The organism is Sphingobacterium chuzhouense, from assembly GCF_014692525.1.
Lineage (GTDB): Bacteria > Bacteroidota > Bacteroidia > Sphingobacteriales > Sphingobacteriaceae > Sphingobacterium > Sphingobacterium chuzhouense.
In genome coordinates, this window is the sequence record NZ_JACNYL010000004.1 from 48501 (window position 1) to 65853 (window position 17353).

The window sequence follows — 17353 nt, forward strand, 5'->3', positions numbered from 1 at the left end:
GGCAGCCTTACATAAGGCTGCCTCGTTGCTTTAAAATTTTTACTTAGAAAGGTAAGTCGTCATCATCAGCTCCCGAAGATGATATATCGACAGGAGGCATGTCCATTTGACCTGGTGCTTGCGCCTGTTGTGCTGTATTGGCAAGTTTTGTTACTCGCCATGCAACTAAGGAATTAAAATATGTGGTTACCCCTTCTTTATTAGTCCAGGGGCGTCCACGTAAGTTAAACGAAACCTCTATATCATCGCCAACGGCTAAGTTATCAAATATACTAACGCGGTCTTGCGTTGCCTCAAAGCGAATGTATTCTACAAATTGTGGGTTTTCTGCGTAAGCAACGATCAAATCTCTTTTTTTGAAAGATTCAGTGACCTGTTGCGTAGCGCCTATCTCATGAACTTTTCCTCTTATTTCCATATCAAAAACGTATTAAACTGTAAAATTAAGCATTTTTTGCTAAGCAGAATAAGTAACTTTGCAAAAAGATGATGGAAGTTTTCAACACCCCCAATAAAGTTATTATCACGTGCAACAGACGCTTGTCGCCTTATTTAGCGCAAGAAGTGGAAGCACTAGGCTTTGATATTGTCCGTGCCTTTAATACAGGCGTAGAGGTCAATGCCTCTATAAATGAATGTATTCGGCTGAATCTGAACCTGCGTGTGGCGAGTCAGGTTCTTTATGAAATAAAATCTTTTCGTGCCAGGAATGCTGATGAGCTTTATAAAGCGCTCGTGACTATCGCATGGGATGAGCTGATACCGTTTGATGGGTATTTCTCGGTGACATCCAATGTGCACAATGAGACCATTACGACACCGCTCTTTGCGAATGTCAAGGTAAAAGATGCGATTGTAGATCGTATCAAGGATAAAAAAGGCGTACGTCCTAATACCGGGCCGGAACTAAACCGGGCGGTTATCCATCTGCACTGGATAGATGATAGGGCAGAGATTTTTTTAGATACGTCCGGCGAGACACTCGCCAAGCATGGCTATCGGAAACATCCCGGCAAAGCGCCCATGCTGGAAGCACTTGCTACCGCAACTATTATGGCTACCCAGTGGGATGGTCAATCACCGTTCATAAACCCGATGTGCGGTTCGGGAACGCTAGCCATTGAAGCAGCCCTCATGGCACAAAAACGTATGCCCGGTCTACAACGGATGAATTATTCTTTCATGCATTTTATCGGCTACGATGAGGAGGTTTTTTTTGAGGAACGTCGTCGACTGAAAGACTTGACGGACAAAAAAAATCTCCCGCTTATTATCGCTTCGGATATATCCGATGTGGCGATAGAGATCGCGAAATCGAATGCAAGGACGGCAGGCGTGGAGCATCTAATTACCTTTGAAGTAGGCGATTTTGCAAAAACGACCGTCCCCAAAGAAAACGGCGTGATCATGTTTAACCCCGAATATGGCGAGCGTCTAGGTGTGCACGCTAAGCTGGAAGCAACCTATAAGCGGATCGGCGACTTTATGAAGCAGGAGTGCAAGGGATATCGTGGTTATATATTTACTGGAAATCTTGATTTGGCAAAAAAAATCGGCTTGCAAGCTTCCCGGAGGTTTGAGTTTTTTAGCGGTAAACTAGATTGTAGGTTACTGCAATACGAATTGTATGAAGGTTCGAAAGATAAATTGTCTGAATCAAAAACAAGCAAAGATGCAGACGAAAGTCCAACAGGGAGTAAGATACATAAACTCATCCGGGTACAGGATAAAAAATGATAGATGACAAGACGATTATCCAGCGAACAGCGGTATTCGTACAGGAAAAGCTGAGAAATGCCGAAGCAGGTCATGATTGGTGGCATATTCAGCGTGTATGGAATAATACGAAGCTGATTCTGCAAACCGAGGAAGCTGATGCGCTGGTTTGTGAATTGACTGCTTTGCTGCATGACATTGCCGACAGTAAGTTTCATCATGGCGATGAACAGGTAGGGCCACGTATTGCAGGCGAGTTCCTACATAGCTTGGGCTTAGATGATAGTCGGATAGAACATGTACAGCAGATTATATTCAACATGTCGTACAAAGCGTCTTTAGGACAAATTGATTTTCATTCCAAGGAATTAGAGATTGTGCAAGATGCGGATCGTTTGGATGCCATTGGAGCAATTGGTATTGCGCGGGCTTTCCATTACGGTGGGTTTAAAAATAGAGAAATATATAACCCCAATATTCCACCTCAAAAACAACTGAGTAAGGAAGCCTATAAAAATACGACGGCACCCACCGTCAACCATTTTTACGAAAAACTATTGCTGTTGCGGGATAAGATGAATACCGATACAGCGAAGCAGATTGCCAAGCATCGCCATTATTTTATGGAATCCTTTTTGCAACAATTTTATGGCGAATGGAACGGAGAAAGGTGATTTAACACTATCTTAATCTGAATTGGGTATATTCGTAGAAATTAAATAATAGATCAATCAAAAGTATACCTTATTCATGTATGATATGAAAGCAACACTAGTAATCTTCACCTTATTAACGGTTATGCACATGGGAGCTACGGCGCAAACAGAAATGATCGCGCATCGCGGATCTTGGAAAAATACCGAGGTGCCTCAGAACTCAATCGCGTCCTTAAATAAAGCAGTCGAACAAAAAGCTTGGGGTACAGAGTTTGACGTACATCTAACAAAAGATGATATATTGGTTGTAACCCATGACCAAGACTTTTATGGAATAGACATAGCGACCTCAACCTACGAAGAATTGCTTGCTAAAAAACATCCCAACGGAGAAAGCATTCCCACTGCAGAGGAATATCTAAAAGAGGGGCTGAAGCAGAAAAAAACCAAGTTGATTTATGAGCTTAAGACAAATAAGCTCGGTACAGAAAGAACGTTAAAAGCAGCAGAGCTATCGGTGGCTTTAGTAAAGAAGTTGAAAGCTGGAAAACAAGTGGAATATATCGCGTTTAGTTACGATGCCTGTTTGAAACTTAAAGAGTTGGATAAGAAAGCAAAAGTTCACTACCTCAATGGCGATAAATCCCCGCAGGAAATAAAAGCCGCAGGCTTGAGCGGGCTGGACTATCATTTGTCGGTTTATAAGAAACACCCCGAGTGGATCGGAGAGGCAAAGAAATTAGGACTTAAAACCAATGTATGGACGGTGAACCGGGAGGATGATATGCATCATTTTATAGAACAGAAGATTGACTACATCACGACGGACGAACCGGAATTACTCAATAGCATTCTAAAAAAATAATATTCGATGTATCGTTTAAGAATAAGTATTCTTGCCAGTATTGTCCTTTTTGTTACAGCCACGTTTGCACAAGAGAACCAGGATTCCATAGCAGTCGTTACCAAAGATTGGAAAAAAACGAAAGTGAAAAAAGGGGTTATATGGAAACAAGGACATTTTAATAATCTCTTTGACAGCGAACAGGAGATTAACTATGTGGAAATCGACCTTAAAAAGAATTTAAAGAAACTTTATTTCGCTGCAGAGTCTTCCGAGTTGAAACCCACTTCACAATTGGCATTGGAACACCACGCATTGGTGGCAGTAAACGGCGGTTTCTTTGACATGAAAAATGGTGGTGCAACTGATTTTATTCAAGTAGATAATAAAGTCGTCAACCATACTAGAAAAAAATCAGATCGAGGTAATGCGTTGCTTTTGGTTTCGAAAAAAGAGGTAAAGATCAAAGCGGCAACCGACACTCTATATGAGGCGGGACGCTATCCAAACGTCATGCTTTCCGGTCCGTTACTTATAGCGGATAGCAGTCCTTATCCATTAACCAAAAATGCCTTTAACGACAACAGGCACCCGCGTACGGCGATTGCATTGACAGGAGATGATAAATTGCTCCTATTTGTTGTCGACGGAAGGAATAAATCTTCGCATGGTATGAACCTCCACGAACTGTCGAGTATATTACGCTGGCTGGGGGCGAAAGACGCAATGAATCTTGATGGCGGAGGTAGCTCCACATTGTATATAAAAGGAGCTACAGAAAATGGTGTAGTGAACTACCCGTCTGATAATAAACAGTTTGATCATGAAGGCGAACGCGCCGTTGCCAATATTATATATGTCAAATAACACTATTTATATGCTATGAAAAAGATCTCTTTATCAATATTATTCCTTTTAGGTTTTTTTTACATTTTGTCAGCACAAGAGCTGACGGTAGCTTCTTTTAATATACGTCTGAAAACAACATCGGATGTTGGGAACTTATGGGATGATAGGAAGCATGCGGTAACCAATCTTATCCAATTTCATGAATTTGATATCTTTGGTATCCAGGAAGGGTTTTACGAACAGGTGCAGGATATGAAGAACCAGTTGCCCGGTTTTGAATACATTGGCGTGGGTCGTGATGATGGTGCGCAGAAAGGAGAGCACTCGGCTGTCTTCTTTAACAAGCAACGCTTTAAATTGATAAAAGATGGAACGTTTTGGCTTTCCGATACAGATAAGGAGAAACCTAACAAAGGATGGGATGCCGCTTTGCCAAGAATCTGTACATGGGGTGTATTTGAAGACAACCAAAATAGCAAACAATTTATCTTCATGAATACACATTTTGATCACATAGGTGTGGAGGCACGCCGTGAAAGTGCAAAGCTTATCTTAGAGAAAGCAAAGGAACTAGCAGGAGATTTACCTATTATCTTAACCGGTGATTTCAATGTAGATGAAACCAATGAAGCATACTTTACGCTTGCAAAAAGTGGGATTGTACGAGATGCACATGAACTGGCGAAAATGGTGTATGAACCTAACTCCTCATTTAACGCTTGGGGAAAAGGACTTAAGCCCAAGCAGCGCATCGATCATATTTTTATTACAAAACCATTCAACGTACGTAAATATGGTATCTTAACAGATACATATATGGGCAAATTCCCTTCGGATCATTTTCCTGTGGTTAGTGTGCTACATTGGTAAACCAATAACGAAGCTTACATGAATTAATCTCATATATTAATTCATGTAAGCTTGATTGCCATTAAAAACAAGTTGTTGTTATAACGAAAAATATTTTGATGGGTTGAGTTTTCTGTTATGTAAGAGAACTTCATAATGTAGATGAGGACCGGTGCTCCGACCCGTGCTACCCAATAAGCCAACGATATCTCCTGCTTCCACTGCCTGTCCTTTTTTTACGCGTGTACGGGTCAGATGTGCATAGCGGGTTTCGTATCCGTTTTTATGTTTTACCATGACCACGTATCCATAAGCTCCTTTCCAGCCTGCAAAAGTAACCTTGCCTGTTGCTGTTGCTTTCACAGGATCTCCTGTTCTTCCTTTCAAATCCACACCGGAATGCATTTCACGACCTCGGTTTGTAAAAGGATTCCGACGATATCCATAGGGCGATGTGACTCGTCCGTGATGTGGCCGGCCAAGCGGTAAACCATCTAATTTGGATTCTAGGTCTTCTAATTGCTTTTTGTAGAAAACGGAAAGCTCCGCCAAATCGTCTTCACCCTTTTCAACGGGGCCTCCCATATTCGGATTCATCTTAATTTCCTTCAGTCCCCGCTTTTTCATCTTCTGATTGATGCGGTCAATGGCGCTGTCGATAGAGTTGAACGATTTCTTTATTTCCTCGGTCGTAAGCTGATTGTTGAACTCGTCCAATTCCAATAAACGGTTTTCAGCTTTCAACTTATTTATTTTTTGGTCATAAACCTTTATATATTTTTCAGATGTCCTTTGTTTAACCACATACACCACAGATAATACCGTTATAGCGGTGAGGGTGATGAAGGAACATAGAACCTTTTTCCAGTGGGTGACGACGAACGTGGGTACCTGCATTCTCTTGGTAGATGTACCATCCGGTTCGACGAAAAGCACGGCGGTTTTTTTCTTTAGCATGAGCCTCAACAATAAAAACTTTTATGATACGAAAGCACAAAGGTAATGTATCAAGCTGTTTGTAGTCAATATTTTACAAATTTTAACATTTTTTAGGACTCTTTTTATTGTAGAAAAATAAGCAACTTTGTGCATGTCGTTCGCTGAAAAACTGATGAATTGGTACCGAGATAAAGGGCGTGATTTGCCTTGGAGAACCACGCATGACGCTTATATTATATGGCTTTCGGAGATTATTTTACAACAGACGAGGGTGGAGCAGGGGACGCCCTATTTCCATCGTTTTGTAGATGCGTTTCCAATTGTAACAAAATTTGCAGAAGCAGACGAAGAAGATATCCTGCGGCTGTGGCAAGGTTTGGGATATTACTCGCGTGCCCGGAATATGCATAAAGCAGCCAAAATGGTAGTAGAAGAGTTCCAAGGGGTATTCCCTAATGCCTATGAGGAAGCTATTCGCCTACCGGGCGTTGGGGAATATACAGCGGCAGCTATTGCATCTTTTTCGGTAAATGAGCCGAGAGCGGTAGTCGACGGAAATGTATATCGGGTGTTGGCACGCTACTTTGGGATAAAGGAACCTATTAATTCTACGGAAGGAAAAAAAACGTTTGCAGAGGTCGCGCAAGAGATGCTTGATAAGGATAGCCCGGGCATATATAACCAAGCCATTATGGATTTTGGAGCTTTGCAATGCAAGCCTAAGAACCCACTATGTGAGGATTGTATTTTTCGTGTGGAATGTTTCGCGTTCCGAAATGGTTTAGTTGATGTGCTACCGGTGAAGTTAAAAGGGAAAGTAAGTCGCAATAGATATTTCCATTACTTTATTGTAAAGGAGAACGACAGAATTTTGATGTCAAAGCGAGGAGAAAGAGATGTGTGGACAAACCTTTATGAGTTTCCGATGATAGAGACAGCTGAAGACATGCTGATGCCAGACTTGATGACATATACGGATTTTGTCCAATACTTTGAAGAGAGCACTGTTTTGGAAGCTGTTGGCAGGCAGGTAAAGCATATACTAAGCCATCAGAACATTTACGCACGCTTTTATATAGTCGAGGATTCCAGATCTTTGAAAAAGAAAAAAAAGGACTGGAATTACCATTATTGCGAAAAAATAGATAAATTAGCTAAACATAAACTTATATTCTCTTTTCTGGAAAAAAATGTTCATCTCATCTCAGCTAAACAACCGTAGTGAAATCACAGATGTTCTTTCTAACCATAGAGCATATTGTTTATAAAAGGTTTACAATTCCTAAATTATAAATTATGGCAAGTGTTAACAAAGTGATTTTAGTGGGGCATTTGGGGAAAGATCCCGAAGTACGTTATTTAGATAACAATGTCTCCGTTTGCAGTTTTCCTTTCGCGACTTCTGAAACGTACACGAAAGATGGTGTACGGATTAAACATACCGAATGGCACAATATCGTCATGTGGCGTAACCTAGCAGAGATGGCGGTTAAATATCTTCAAAAGGGGAAATTGGCTTATATAGAGGGTCGGCTGCGAACCCGAAATTATGAAGATAAAGAAGGAACGCGTCGATATGTTACGGAGATTGTCGGTGAAAGTTTCAAACTCTTGGGACGGCCTTCTGATTTTGGACAAACGGGAAAGTTCACATCGCAGGAAGGGGAAAAAAATGATGGTGAAAAAGAAGAAGAGGTCGATTTTACCGAAAACAATGACGATGCAGATGGCTTGCCTTTTTAGAATGCCATAAGAATATTTTAATATTTTGCCGTATCTTTGGCAATATGTTGCAGGACAAAATTAAGCAGTTTACAGAAGAAATAAAGAAGTTTACTCCCGCGTCGGCAGTTGATGTGGAAAATTTTCGTTTAAAGTTTTTAGTTGCCAAAGGTATCGTTAAAGCGTTATTTGAGGAATTTAAAACGGTATCAGCGGAGGAAAAACGTACGCTGGGTAAAGTTTTAAACGAATTTAAACAACTGGCTGAAAAAACATATAGCGACGCTCAGGCACAATTTGCGCATACAGAAAAGATGTCGCGACGTGAGGAGGGGGACTTAACACTCCCTGGAGAAGGCTTCCAGCTGGGGTCTCGGCATCCACTATCGTTGGTGCGAAAAGAAATTGTGGAAATCTTTAAAAAATTAGGTTTTATCGTAGCTGAAGGGCCTGAGATTGAAGATGATTGGCATAACTTCTCTGCACTCAATTTTCCTCCCGAACACCCTGCTCGTGATATGCAAGATACCTTTTTCGTAGAAAAGAAAGAGGGCAATGACATCGCGCTACGTACACATACCTCTTCTGTTCAGGTTCGCTTAATGGAAATGGGAAAACCGCCCTTCCGCGCTATTATGCCGGGGCGTGTTTATAGAAATGAAGCGATATCCGCTCGGGCGCATTGCTTTTTCCATCAAGTAGAGGGGTTGTATGTAGACGAAAATGTCTCTTTTGCAGATTTGAAGCAAACATTGTTTCATTTCGTGCAAGAACTATACGGCGAAGGCACAAAAGTACGTTTCCGTCCTTCTTATTTTCCCTTCACCGAACCGTCTGCTGAGATGGATATTTCCTGTACAATATGTAAAGGAGAAGGATGCCAGCTCTGTAAATATTCGGGGTGGGTGGAGATATTAGGATGCGGTATGGTAGATCCAAATGTGTTGGAGAACTGCGGGATCGATAGTAAGAAATATTCCGGTTTTGCTTTTGGCATGGGTATCGAACGGATAACAAATTTGAAATACGAAATTCGGGATTTGCGCTTGTTCTCTGAGAACGATGTCCGTTTCTTATCCCAGTTTGAGACAGAACTTGTGTAACCTCCCAAATTAATATATGGAGCCTGACCAGGTCATATTATCAATTAAGAAATCCGCACGTGAACTTTTTCGACGATACGGATATAACAAAACTAGTGTAAATGAACTGGCGAAACAGGCGCGTATAGCAAAAGCGACATTTTATAAGCATTTCGCCAGTAAAGAGCTTATTCTGCATGCAGTACTGATGGATTATATTCGGGAAAACGTAGAAGATATCCTGAATAAAAATATCCGGGAAAAAGATCTTTCTACTTTTCTGGCGAATACGATTCTTCGTGTAAGTCGTGTAACGTATACCGTCTGTAACGAGTTTGTAGGGTGGGAGTTTATCCGAGAGTCGGCCAATGCACAAGAATACTTGAAAATACTTTCTGATGATTTAGAATTTCTACTGCTTAGTTCTTTTATACAAAACGAAACCATTGCACTAACCGTACCCGAAGAAAGGTTAACCTTCCTTATCAAATCCAGTAAAAATATTGTCTTTTCATTTGCTTTTACCTCGGTAACAGATGCCGATGTACGCAAAAACTTTATTTCTTTTCAGAAGGAAATCCTCCCTTATCTGGTACAAGCAACATTGCTGGAATCATAGCTCTTCTTCTTTTTTGCAAAAAAAAAGAACATAAAAAATCCGTACTTTTGCACCCATTATGGGTAGACGAATTCCACAAGACAAGCGGTTTGTATCCGATGTTCACATTGTTGATATAGCGGAAGAAGGCAAAGGGGTTGCCAGACACGACGAATTAGTGCTGTTTATTGAGCAGGCTGTGCCTGGGGATGTCGCCGATGTAGAGCTGTTCCGCAAGAAGAAAAATTTTGCGGAGGGGCGTTTGGTGGCATTAAAGGAAACTTCGAAATACCGCACAGATCCTTTTTGCCCACATTTCGGTGTATGTGGAGGGTGTAAGTGGCAACATATGGAATACTCCGCACAGCTGTTGTTTAAGCAGCAATACGTTGAAAATGCCCTAAAGCGCTTAGGTAAAGTAGATATTTCTCCCATGGAACCTATTCTTGCCTCAGCCGAAACAGCATATTATAGGAATAAACTGGAGTTTACATTTTCCAATAAACGGTGGTTGACGTCGGTGGACGAAGAAACAAAACCAGACGATCTAAACGCTCTTGGGTTTCACGTACCGGGGAGATTCGATAAGATTTTAGATATCGATCATTGCTTTCTGCAACAAGATCCATCCAACGTAATTCGAAATGCAGTACGCCATTTTGCCATAGCTCAGGGAATCTCTTTTTATGATCTGCGTGCACATGAAGGCGCTTTGCGTAATCTGATTGTCCGTATATCTTCCACGGGAGAAGTGATGGTAATTGTCGTTTTTGCGTATCCGGAAGAAGGGCAGGTCGACGCATTAATGAACTATGTCAACGAGCAGTTTCCAACGCTTACGTCACTGCTGTACATTATTAATCAAAAACGTAACGATACTATCTTTGATCAAGATATCCAGACCTTTAATGGCCGTGACTTTATATATGAAGAGATGGAAGGATTGAAGTTTAAAGTCGGGCCAAAGTCTTTTTATCAAACTAATTCTGCGCAAGCGTATGAGTTGTATAAGATAACACGAGACTTTGCCGGTTTAAAAGGAGATGAATTGGTATATGATTTGTACACTGGAGCAGGAACAATTGCCAATTTTGTGGCACGTATGGCGCGGGAAGTTGTGGGTGTGGAGTATGTGCCGTCTGCCATTGAAGATGCGAAGATCAATTCCCAGATAAATGGGATTGGCAATACAAAGTTCTATGCAGGAGATATGAAAGATGTGCTGACGGAAGATTTTATACGGGAACATGGTAGGCCGGATGTTGTGATCACAGATCCCCCACGTGCAGGCATGCATTCGGATGTTGTGAGCCGCATTTTAGAAATGGAAGCTAAAAAGATAGTGTATGTAAGCTGCAATGCTGCAACTCAAGCACGTGACTTGGTTTTATTGCAAGAAAAATACGATGTAGAACGTATTAAGCCCGTGGATATGTTTCCACATACGCAACACGTAGAAAATGTGGTGTTGTTGGTTTTGAAAACTCGTAATCCGTAACATAGTGGTAAATCAAGAACAGCGAACCCGCTAGTTGGCGGATTCATTGAAGATAATCACGAACTTAAAAGCATCAATATGGACATAGAAGATTTAATGGGAAGAATAGGGTCTGCGGATGACCCAACTGCAAACAGCCCACTCAAGAGCTTGAAAGTTGATTTGGATTTTTACAGTGATTCCATAAAGGAAGTAGCTACCGAGATGATAGCAGAAGGATACACGCTATATCCTATTTTTATAGCCCATCAACACGAGGTAAGTATCGGAGAGCTATTGTTGAATAAAGATGAACTAAACACACAGTGGACGATTAATGTAAGCTCATTGGAAGAGTTTGTCGACCGTGGACTTGTCAAGGACGACCGGAAAGATTATTTTACGAAACATTTCAAAAATACCAACGAATATATGTGTCTCTTTGTTATCGTACCTGAGGGGGCGAACTTTGTTTTTTATCCGTACAAATAATTTTGGTGATTAGGACACAATTATAGACGGGTACTAAATAGATTTAAAACTTTTTAACATTGGTTAGTCTAAACATTTACTAAATTTATATGAATGTATATAAATGACAAATATATTTGTTTACTCATAAGTTTGATGCTCCTTCTACTTACAGTAACACCAAGCACATACGCACAGCAATCTATTGGGGTTTCAGGTATTGTGGTGGAAAAGGGTGGAAGTGCACGCCTATCTGATGTCAATGTAATCAACCTACGTACGAAAAAACGTGCGCAAACAAATACATTTGGTGTATTTATTATTGAGGCGTCTGTCGGAGATAGTCTTTCTTTGACAAAAACAGGTTATGGACCTATAAAAACGGTTTTGCAAACTGCGGAAGATATCCTTATAGAGATGCAAGCGGGTTTGACAATTGAAACCGTTGTCGTGAGTCGGATGAGTAAAGAAGCGGAGATGCGGGATATGTTAGATGATTATCGTAAGAAAGGGGTCTATAACGGTGGTAAGAATACGGTCGGTACTTATTTAGGAAGCCCTGCAACGGCATTATACAATTTGTTTGGACGTGATGCAAAGAATGCGAAACGGTTTGCCAACTTAATGGACAGAGAGCTTGAAGAAGGCCATGTAGATCGAGTTTTTAACAAAACCACTGTGCGTTCAGTGATTGATTTGGATGGTGATGAGCTTCAATCATTTATGGATATGTACCGTCCGTCCTACAGTATGGTTAGGAATTGGGGACAATATGATTTCATGCATTATGTAAAACGTTCCTTCGAAGCTTGGGATAAAAATGGTCGCCCTCGTTCCGAACGTCTGCCGAAACTCGACATTCCTCCACAAGAACGATAATTCTTTTTATTTTCATTTAGTTTATACCACGATTGCCTTATTTTGGCATTTACTTTGTTTATCTCAAAGTAATTAAGTGAAACTAGAAAATATTTGATTATGAAACTCAATAGAAAAATAGCTGTATATGGCTTATCAGTAGCCACTTCAGCGATGTTGTTTGCTAGTTGTGCTGCTGTACAAAATACCAGTAACACAACAAAGGGGGCTGCTATCGGAACGGCTGCAGGAGCTGGTTTGGGAGCATTAATTGGAGGTAAGGCTGGTAATACAGCCGTAGGAGCTATTGCAGGTGCCGCCATTGGTGGTGTAGCGGGTGGTCTGATCGGTAAAAAAATGGATAGACAGGCGAAGGAAATAGAAAATACCGTAGCAGGGGCAGAAGTTATTAAAGCCGACGAAGGTATCATTGTAAAATTTGACGAAGGTATTTTATTCGATTTCAATAGCTCAACGCTGAAATCTGCGGCTAAAACGAACATCGCTAAACTGGTAGAGACGTTGAATAAAGAACCAGGTACGGATATTTTAGTACTTGGTCATACGGATAACATTGGTACACTGGCCGCGAACCAGAAAGTTTCGGATGCCAGAGCAGCGTCTGTTAAAGCCTATGCTGTTTCGCAGGGATTGAGTGGTTCGCGCATAAAAACTGAAGGTAAAAACTATTCAGAACCGATTGCTTCGAACGATACAGATGCCGGACGTGCTGAAAACCGTCGCGTGGAGATCGTGATTGTTGCCGGTGATCAGATGGTGAAAGAAGCACAGGCTGAAGCGAAAAATTAAGCTTAGTACTTTATATATAATGAAAAGCGCTATTCTATTTGGATAGCGCTTTTTTTTACGAGCTCTGCCAAACTGTCATCAGTTTAAGTTTTTATTCTTAACTTTGTAGTCTTTTAGTTGATGCTATGATAGAATTACAACACACGACAAAAACACACGACGAATCTCGTCAAGGTGAGGCTTTGGATATGCTTCCGACAGGGAAATCGACAGGAAGAAAACTATATATCGAAAGCTACGGCTGCCAGATGAATTTTTCTGATAGCGAGATCGTTGCTTCCATTCTATTGGATAACGGTTTTGAAACAACCAAAGATTATAAAGAAGCTGATGTTGTGTTTATCAATACTTGCTCTATCCGGGAAAACGCAGAACAGCGTGTGCGAAATAGGTTGAAAGAATTTGAATCTGTCAAAGCGAAGAATCCGGGTATGGTAGTCGGTGTTTTAGGCTGCATGGCCGAGCGGTTGAAATCAAAATTCCTTGAAGAAGAGAAGCTGGTTGATGTCGTAGTAGGGCCGGACGCCTATCGTGATTTGCCCAATTTGATTGATAAGGTTGACGACGGAAATAAGGCGGTAAATGTATTGCTTTCCAGAGAGGAGACCTATGCAGATATTAGTCCGGTACGGTTGAATTCCAACGGTATTTCTGCGTTTATTTCCATTATGCGCGGCTGCGACAATATGTGTTCATTTTGTGTAGTTCCCTTTACACGGGGGCGCGAAAGAAGTCGTGACTGTCATTCTATTGTGAAAGAAGCGCAGGATTTGTTTAACGCAGGCTATCGGGAAGTTACCTTGTTGGGGCAGAATGTCGATTCATATAAATATACAAAACCAGCAACAGAAGGCGAGACGCCGGCACCGCCGGTGAACTTTGCCCAGCTCTTAGCTATGGTGGCGGAGGTAAGTCCGGAACTTCGCGTACGCTTCTCTACGTCGCATCCAAAAGATATTACCGATGAGGTATTGCATACCATGGCACGTTACGAAAATATTTGTAAATACATACACTTACCAGTACAGTCCGGAAACTCCCGGGTATTGGAATTGATGAACCGTACCTACGATCGGGAATGGTATATGGATAGGGTCAATGCCATCCGTCGTATTATTCCAACATGTGGTATATCTACTGATGTGATCACAGGATTCTGTACTGAAACGGAAGAAGAACATCAGGAAACCCTCTCGATGATGGATTATGTAAAATATGATTTTGCCTATATGTTTGCTTATTCCGAGCGACCAGGTACATTGGCGGCGAAACGTTATGAAGATGACGTACCGGAAGATGTGAAGAAAAGACGATTAACGGAGGTAGTGAACAAGCAACAGGAGCATAGTCTTTATCGTCTACAAAATTTTGTGGGTAACGTGCAGAAAGTGCTTATCGAAGGATTTTCAAAACGTTCGGATCAGGATTATTGTGGTCGGAACGACCAAAATACGATGGTTGTTTTTCCTGTTGATGAACGTTTCAAACCAGGGCAATACGTCCATGTATTGGCTGAACGTTGTACATCCGCAACGTTGATCGGCAGAATTGTGGATTAAGGATATAGACACATTGCGGATTACAAACCGGGCTTCTAAGCTCACTGAAAGTAAACAAGATTCACGAGTCACGAATAAAAATGGATATTCAAGATATTAAAAATAGATTTGGGATCATTGGTAATTCACCATTGCTGAATCGAGCAATTGATGTCGCTTGGCAGGTAGCACCAACAGATATATCTGTATTAATACAAGGAGAAAGCGGATCAGGTAAAGAGGTTTTTTCGCATATTATCCACCAACTAAGCGCGAGAAAACATGGGCCTTTTATTGCTGTAAACTGTGGTGCGATCCCAGAAGGAACGATAGACTCTGAATTGTTTGGTCACGAAAAGGGTTCGTTTACAGGTGCGCATGAAGCACGGAAAGGATATTTTGAAGTTGTGGATGGTGGGACTATTTTTTTGGACGAGGTAGGCGAGCTTCCTTTGGGTACGCAAGCCAGATTGCTACGAGTATTGGAAACCGGCGAATACATCCGTGTAGGGTCTTCAAAAGTGCAAAAAACAAACGTACGGGTAGTTGCCGCAACGAATGTTGATGTGTATGAAGCTGTAAAGAAAGGTAAATTTAGAGAAGACTTGTATTATCGTTTGAATACCGTTCCATTGCGAATCCCTTCTTTGCGAGAACGTAAAGAAGATATCAATCTGCTCTTTAGGAAATTCATTGTTGATTTCTCCGATAAATACAGATCTCCTGGGGTGCAATTGACACCAGATGCGCAGGAAACACTTATGAACTATAGCTGGCCTGGAAATGTGAGACAATTAAAGAATATTGCCGAACAGATTGCAGTGTTGGAAAAGGAACGTGTTGTCGATTCTACTATACTAACAAAATACTTGCCGATAGAGCAACCGGTATCGTCATTGCCCGTCTTTGTTAAAGATGCAGGAAAAGAAGACTTTTCAGAACGAGATTTATTATATAAAGTCCTTTTTGACATGAAAAAGGATATGGTGGATCTGAAAAAATTGGTGGTAGAGCTTCTCAAAGAAGGCGTAACCCCAGGTACTTATGAGCAAAATTCGCCGTATATTAATCAGCTTTATAATGAAGTCAAGCCTTCTGGAGGCTATTTAGGGGAGGAAGGCGTACATCCCACCTTGACCATTCATAATCCTAATCAAGGCGCGAAAGGTAATGATTATATGTCGTATGACGATCAAGATGCGGAAGAGGTAGAGGAGTCTCTTTCTTTGGTCGAGAAAGAATCAGATTTGATTAAGAAGGCGTTGAAAAAGCATAAAGGTAAGCGTAAGGCAGCGGCTCGTGAATTGGGGATTTCCGAACGTACATTGTATAGAAAAATCAAGGATTTAAATTTAGATTGATGAATACTATGAGAAAGCGGAATGTGTTTATATTTCCTTTATTGGCAATTGCGATATGCCTCCTAATTAATGGTTGTGGTGTAAAATACGGTTTTACGGGAGGTTCCATTCCACAGAATATGAAAACGGTGCATGTGGCCTATTTCGAAAATATTGCGCCGATGGTCTACCAAACTCTCGGACAGAACTTTACCGAAGGACTAAAAGAGCGTATTCGAAATCAATCGAGATTAAGCCAAGTTAACGGGGAAGCCGACGCCATGTTTGAAGGTGTTATCACCGGGTATGATATTGCTCCTGCAGCGGTGGAAGCGAATACAGACCGTGCCGCCTTGAACCGCTTGACTATTACAGTTAAGGTAAAATATACAAACCGTTTGGATGAAACGGGGGAGAGTAATTTTGAGCAATCCTTTTCACAGTTTAGAGAGTTTTCAGGCTTGATACAAAATCAGGAAGAAAACCTGACAAGAGAAATTATTAATTTACTGACGGAAGATATTTACAATAGAGCATTTGCTAACTGGTAGAATAGTATGGGAAATCAAGGATCGTCATTTACACATTTATATCACCAAGCTTTGGTCAATCCAAAGGATATTCCCTTGACTGATTTTGAGCAATTGCTTGTACGATATCCCTATTCACAACCGTTGCATTTTGCCTTTGAAAGACGTAGGTTTTTGAAAGGGGAACAAACGGGGCATTTAGAAAAACGGGCAATTCTGTTGGCAAATAATGCTAATTGGCTAGCGGAATATGTTCAATTGCCGGTCGAAGAAATTCCCGTAGTAGAAGTGGAGGATGATGATTATGTGCCCTTTGAAGATATAGCGGCGGCGTCTGAAGAAATGGAAGGGCCTTCTATAGGAGAGAGCTTAGAGGAAGAAGAGGAAGATAAAGATGTCTTAGAAACGTTGGTTCAAGAGGGCATAGGTGGAGGAGATTATTTTGCTGTTCATGCTAAGGATATACATTTTGAGCAACTAGAAGAACAAGTTGCTGAAGAAGAAGATCGAGCTGAAGACACAAGAAAAGAAGAAAACATTAGCCTATATAATGATGAGTTAATGCCTTATAGCTTCCGTTGGTGGTTACATAAGACCCGGCTGGAGCATGCTGACACGTATCAGCCATTTGCAAGTCCGAAACTCCCGGTCGCAAATAAATCATCGTTTGACCCTGCGGAATTGGATCGCGTTATCCTAGATCAACAAATTCGGGAGCATATTATCCACTTGCAGAACCCGGAAGATAAGCTTAGCGATGAGGTGAAACAGCGCGAATCACCCTCCAATGGACCAAGTAAGGTAACAGAAGTAATTGAACGTTTTATTCGAGAAGAACCGCAAATACAGCCTCCGCAGCCGGAAAATCTAAATGTAGAAAATAAAGCAAGAAAGAGCTCGGAGGAACAATTTGACTTAGTGACAGAAACGCTCGCTAGTATATACGCGGATCAAGCGATGTACGTGAAGGCGATAGAGGTTTATAAAAAATTAATTTTGAGATTTCCAGAAAAAAAATCGTATTTTGCGACCCGAATTAAGGAATTGGAAGAAAAACTATATTAACGAAATAAA

Annotated in this window: 19 protein-coding genes; 17 read left to right on the top strand and 2 right to left on the bottom strand. The window is 41.2% G+C overall.

Annotated features, from left to right (window positions below):
- Positions 1-43 precede the first annotated feature (43 nt).
- Positions 44-418 (bottom strand): DUF3127 domain-containing protein, encoded by a 375-nt coding sequence (locus H8B21_RS16390; protein WP_190314881.1) that lies wholly within the window; start codon positions 416-418, stop codon positions 44-46.
- Between the two features lie 71 nt (positions 419-489).
- On the opposite strand from H8B21_RS16390, the gene H8B21_RS16395 reads away from it, so the two are divergent.
- The 5 genes from H8B21_RS16395 (at position 490) to H8B21_RS16415 (ending at position 4935) form a co-directional block, all read left to right on the top strand.
- Positions 490-1737: a THUMP domain-containing class I SAM-dependent RNA methyltransferase gene (locus H8B21_RS16395; protein WP_190315190.1), complete on the top strand. Its 1248-nt coding sequence runs from the start codon at positions 490-492 to the stop codon at positions 1735-1737.
- Complete coding sequence (locus H8B21_RS16400; RefSeq protein ID WP_190314883.1) at positions 1734-2390, top strand: HD domain-containing protein; 657 nt, start codon at positions 1734-1736, stop codon at positions 2388-2390. The genes H8B21_RS16395 and H8B21_RS16400 overlap by 4 nt, the downstream gene beginning before the upstream one ends.
- A gap of 85 nt (positions 2391-2475) precedes the next feature.
- A complete protein-coding gene (locus tag H8B21_RS16405; RefSeq protein ID WP_190314885.1) occupies positions 2476-3237 on the top strand; it encodes a glycerophosphodiester phosphodiesterase family protein in 762 nt (253 codons plus the stop codon).
- Between the two features lie 6 nt (positions 3238-3243).
- Positions 3244-4083 carry a phosphodiester glycosidase family protein gene (locus H8B21_RS16410; protein WP_190314887.1) on the top strand — a complete coding sequence of 280 codons (840 nt, stop codon included), beginning with the start codon at positions 3244-3246 and terminating at the stop codon, positions 4081-4083.
- Between the two features lie 66 nt (positions 4084-4149).
- Positions 4150-4935: an endonuclease/exonuclease/phosphatase family protein gene (locus H8B21_RS16415; RefSeq protein WP_223815101.1), complete on the top strand. Its 786-nt coding sequence runs from the start codon at positions 4150-4152 to the stop codon at positions 4933-4935.
- Between the two features lie 78 nt (positions 4936-5013).
- Here the strand turns inward: H8B21_RS16415 and H8B21_RS16420 are convergent, their stop codons facing one another.
- The gene (locus H8B21_RS16420) at positions 5014-5871 is read right to left on the bottom strand and encodes a M23 family metallopeptidase (RefSeq protein ID WP_190314891.1); all 858 of its coding nucleotides are present in this window, start codon (positions 5869-5871) and stop codon (positions 5014-5016) included.
- 133 nt (positions 5872-6004) lie between these two features.
- Between H8B21_RS16420 and mutY the strand changes: the two genes are divergently transcribed.
- From mutY to H8B21_RS16480, 12 genes are all read left to right on the top strand, one after another.
- A complete protein-coding gene (gene mutY / locus H8B21_RS16425; protein WP_190314892.1) occupies positions 6005-7075 on the top strand; it encodes an A/G-specific adenine glycosylase in 1071 nt (356 codons plus the stop codon).
- A 74-nt stretch (positions 7076-7149) separates the two neighbouring features.
- On the top strand, positions 7150-7596 hold the full coding sequence (locus H8B21_RS16430) for a single-stranded DNA-binding protein (protein ID WP_190314894.1): 447 nt from the start codon (positions 7150-7152) through the stop codon (positions 7594-7596).
- 44 nt (positions 7597-7640) lie between these two features.
- Positions 7641-8678, top strand: coding sequence for a phenylalanine--tRNA ligase subunit alpha (pheS, locus tag H8B21_RS16435; protein WP_190314896.1), 1038 nt, complete (start codon positions 7641-7643; stop codon positions 8676-8678).
- A 16-nt stretch (positions 8679-8694) separates the two neighbouring features.
- Positions 8695-9276, top strand: coding sequence for a TetR/AcrR family transcriptional regulator (locus H8B21_RS16440; RefSeq protein ID WP_165295253.1), 582 nt, complete (start codon positions 8695-8697; stop codon positions 9274-9276).
- A 58-nt stretch (positions 9277-9334) separates the two neighbouring features.
- The gene (gene rlmD, locus H8B21_RS16445) at positions 9335-10753 is read left to right on the top strand and encodes a 23S rRNA (uracil(1939)-C(5))-methyltransferase RlmD (protein WP_190314899.1); all 1419 of its coding nucleotides are present in this window, start codon (positions 9335-9337) and stop codon (positions 10751-10753) included.
- A gap of 78 nt (positions 10754-10831) precedes the next feature.
- Positions 10832-11224, top strand: coding sequence for a hypothetical protein (locus H8B21_RS16450; RefSeq protein ID WP_190314900.1), 393 nt, complete (start codon positions 10832-10834; stop codon positions 11222-11224).
- A 135-nt stretch (positions 11225-11359) separates the two neighbouring features.
- Entirely contained in the window at positions 11360-12082 is a 723-nt protein-coding gene (locus H8B21_RS16455; protein WP_190314902.1) for a hypothetical protein, read from the top strand.
- Between the two features lie 93 nt (positions 12083-12175).
- Positions 12176-12871, top strand: a complete 696-nt coding sequence (locus tag H8B21_RS16460) for an OmpA family protein (protein WP_223815102.1) — start codon at positions 12176-12178, stop codon at positions 12869-12871.
- A gap of 125 nt (positions 12872-12996) precedes the next feature.
- A complete protein-coding gene (miaB, locus tag H8B21_RS16465) occupies positions 12997-14430 on the top strand; it encodes a tRNA (N6-isopentenyl adenosine(37)-C2)-methylthiotransferase MiaB (protein WP_190314906.1) in 1434 nt (477 codons plus the stop codon).
- A gap of 80 nt (positions 14431-14510) precedes the next feature.
- The gene (locus H8B21_RS16470; RefSeq protein WP_190314907.1) at positions 14511-15770 is read left to right on the top strand and encodes a sigma-54 interaction domain-containing protein; all 1260 of its coding nucleotides are present in this window, start codon (positions 14511-14513) and stop codon (positions 15768-15770) included.
- 8 nt (positions 15771-15778) lie between these two features.
- Positions 15779-16300, top strand: coding sequence for an LptE family protein (locus H8B21_RS16475; RefSeq protein WP_190314908.1), 522 nt, complete (start codon positions 15779-15781; stop codon positions 16298-16300).
- A gap of 6 nt (positions 16301-16306) precedes the next feature.
- Positions 16307-17344, top strand: coding sequence for a hypothetical protein (locus tag H8B21_RS16480; RefSeq protein WP_190314910.1), 1038 nt, complete (start codon positions 16307-16309; stop codon positions 17342-17344).
- Positions 17345-17353 lie beyond the last annotated feature (9 nt).

Coding starts and splice junctions, on each gene's coding strand:
- H8B21_RS16390 (WP_190314881.1), bottom strand. CDS start 418: ATGGAAATAAGAGGAAAAGTTCATGAGATAGGCGCTACGCAACAGGTC.
- H8B21_RS16395 (WP_190315190.1), top strand. CDS start 490: ATGGAAGTTTTCAACACCCCCAATAAAGTTATTATCACGTGCAACAGA.
- H8B21_RS16400 (WP_190314883.1), top strand. CDS start 1,734: ATGATAGATGACAAGACGATTATCCAGCGAACAGCGGTATTCGTACAG.
- H8B21_RS16405 (WP_190314885.1), top strand. CDS start 2,476: ATGAAAGCAACACTAGTAATCTTCACCTTATTAACGGTTATGCACATG.
- H8B21_RS16410 (WP_190314887.1), top strand. CDS start 3,244: ATGTATCGTTTAAGAATAAGTATTCTTGCCAGTATTGTCCTTTTTGTT.
- H8B21_RS16420 (WP_190314891.1), bottom strand. CDS start 5,871: ATGCTAAAGAAAAAAACCGCCGTGCTTTTCGTCGAACCGGATGGTACA.
- mutY (WP_190314892.1), top strand. CDS start 6,005: ATGTCGTTCGCTGAAAAACTGATGAATTGGTACCGAGATAAAGGGCGT.
- H8B21_RS16430 (WP_190314894.1), top strand. CDS start 7,150: ATGGCAAGTGTTAACAAAGTGATTTTAGTGGGGCATTTGGGGAAAGAT.
- pheS (WP_190314896.1), top strand. CDS start 7,641: ATGTTGCAGGACAAAATTAAGCAGTTTACAGAAGAAATAAAGAAGTTT.
- H8B21_RS16440 (WP_165295253.1), top strand. CDS start 8,695: ATGGAGCCTGACCAGGTCATATTATCAATTAAGAAATCCGCACGTGAA.
- rlmD (WP_190314899.1), top strand. CDS start 9,335: ATGGGTAGACGAATTCCACAAGACAAGCGGTTTGTATCCGATGTTCAC.
- H8B21_RS16450 (WP_190314900.1), top strand. CDS start 10,832: ATGGACATAGAAGATTTAATGGGAAGAATAGGGTCTGCGGATGACCCA.
- H8B21_RS16455 (WP_190314902.1), top strand. CDS start 11,360: ATGCTCCTTCTACTTACAGTAACACCAAGCACATACGCACAGCAATCT.
- miaB (WP_190314906.1), top strand. CDS start 12,997: ATGATAGAATTACAACACACGACAAAAACACACGACGAATCTCGTCAA.
- H8B21_RS16470 (WP_190314907.1), top strand. CDS start 14,511: ATGGATATTCAAGATATTAAAAATAGATTTGGGATCATTGGTAATTCA.
- H8B21_RS16475 (WP_190314908.1), top strand. CDS start 15,779: ATGAGAAAGCGGAATGTGTTTATATTTCCTTTATTGGCAATTGCGATA.
- H8B21_RS16480 (WP_190314910.1), top strand. CDS start 16,307: ATGGGAAATCAAGGATCGTCATTTACACATTTATATCACCAAGCTTTG.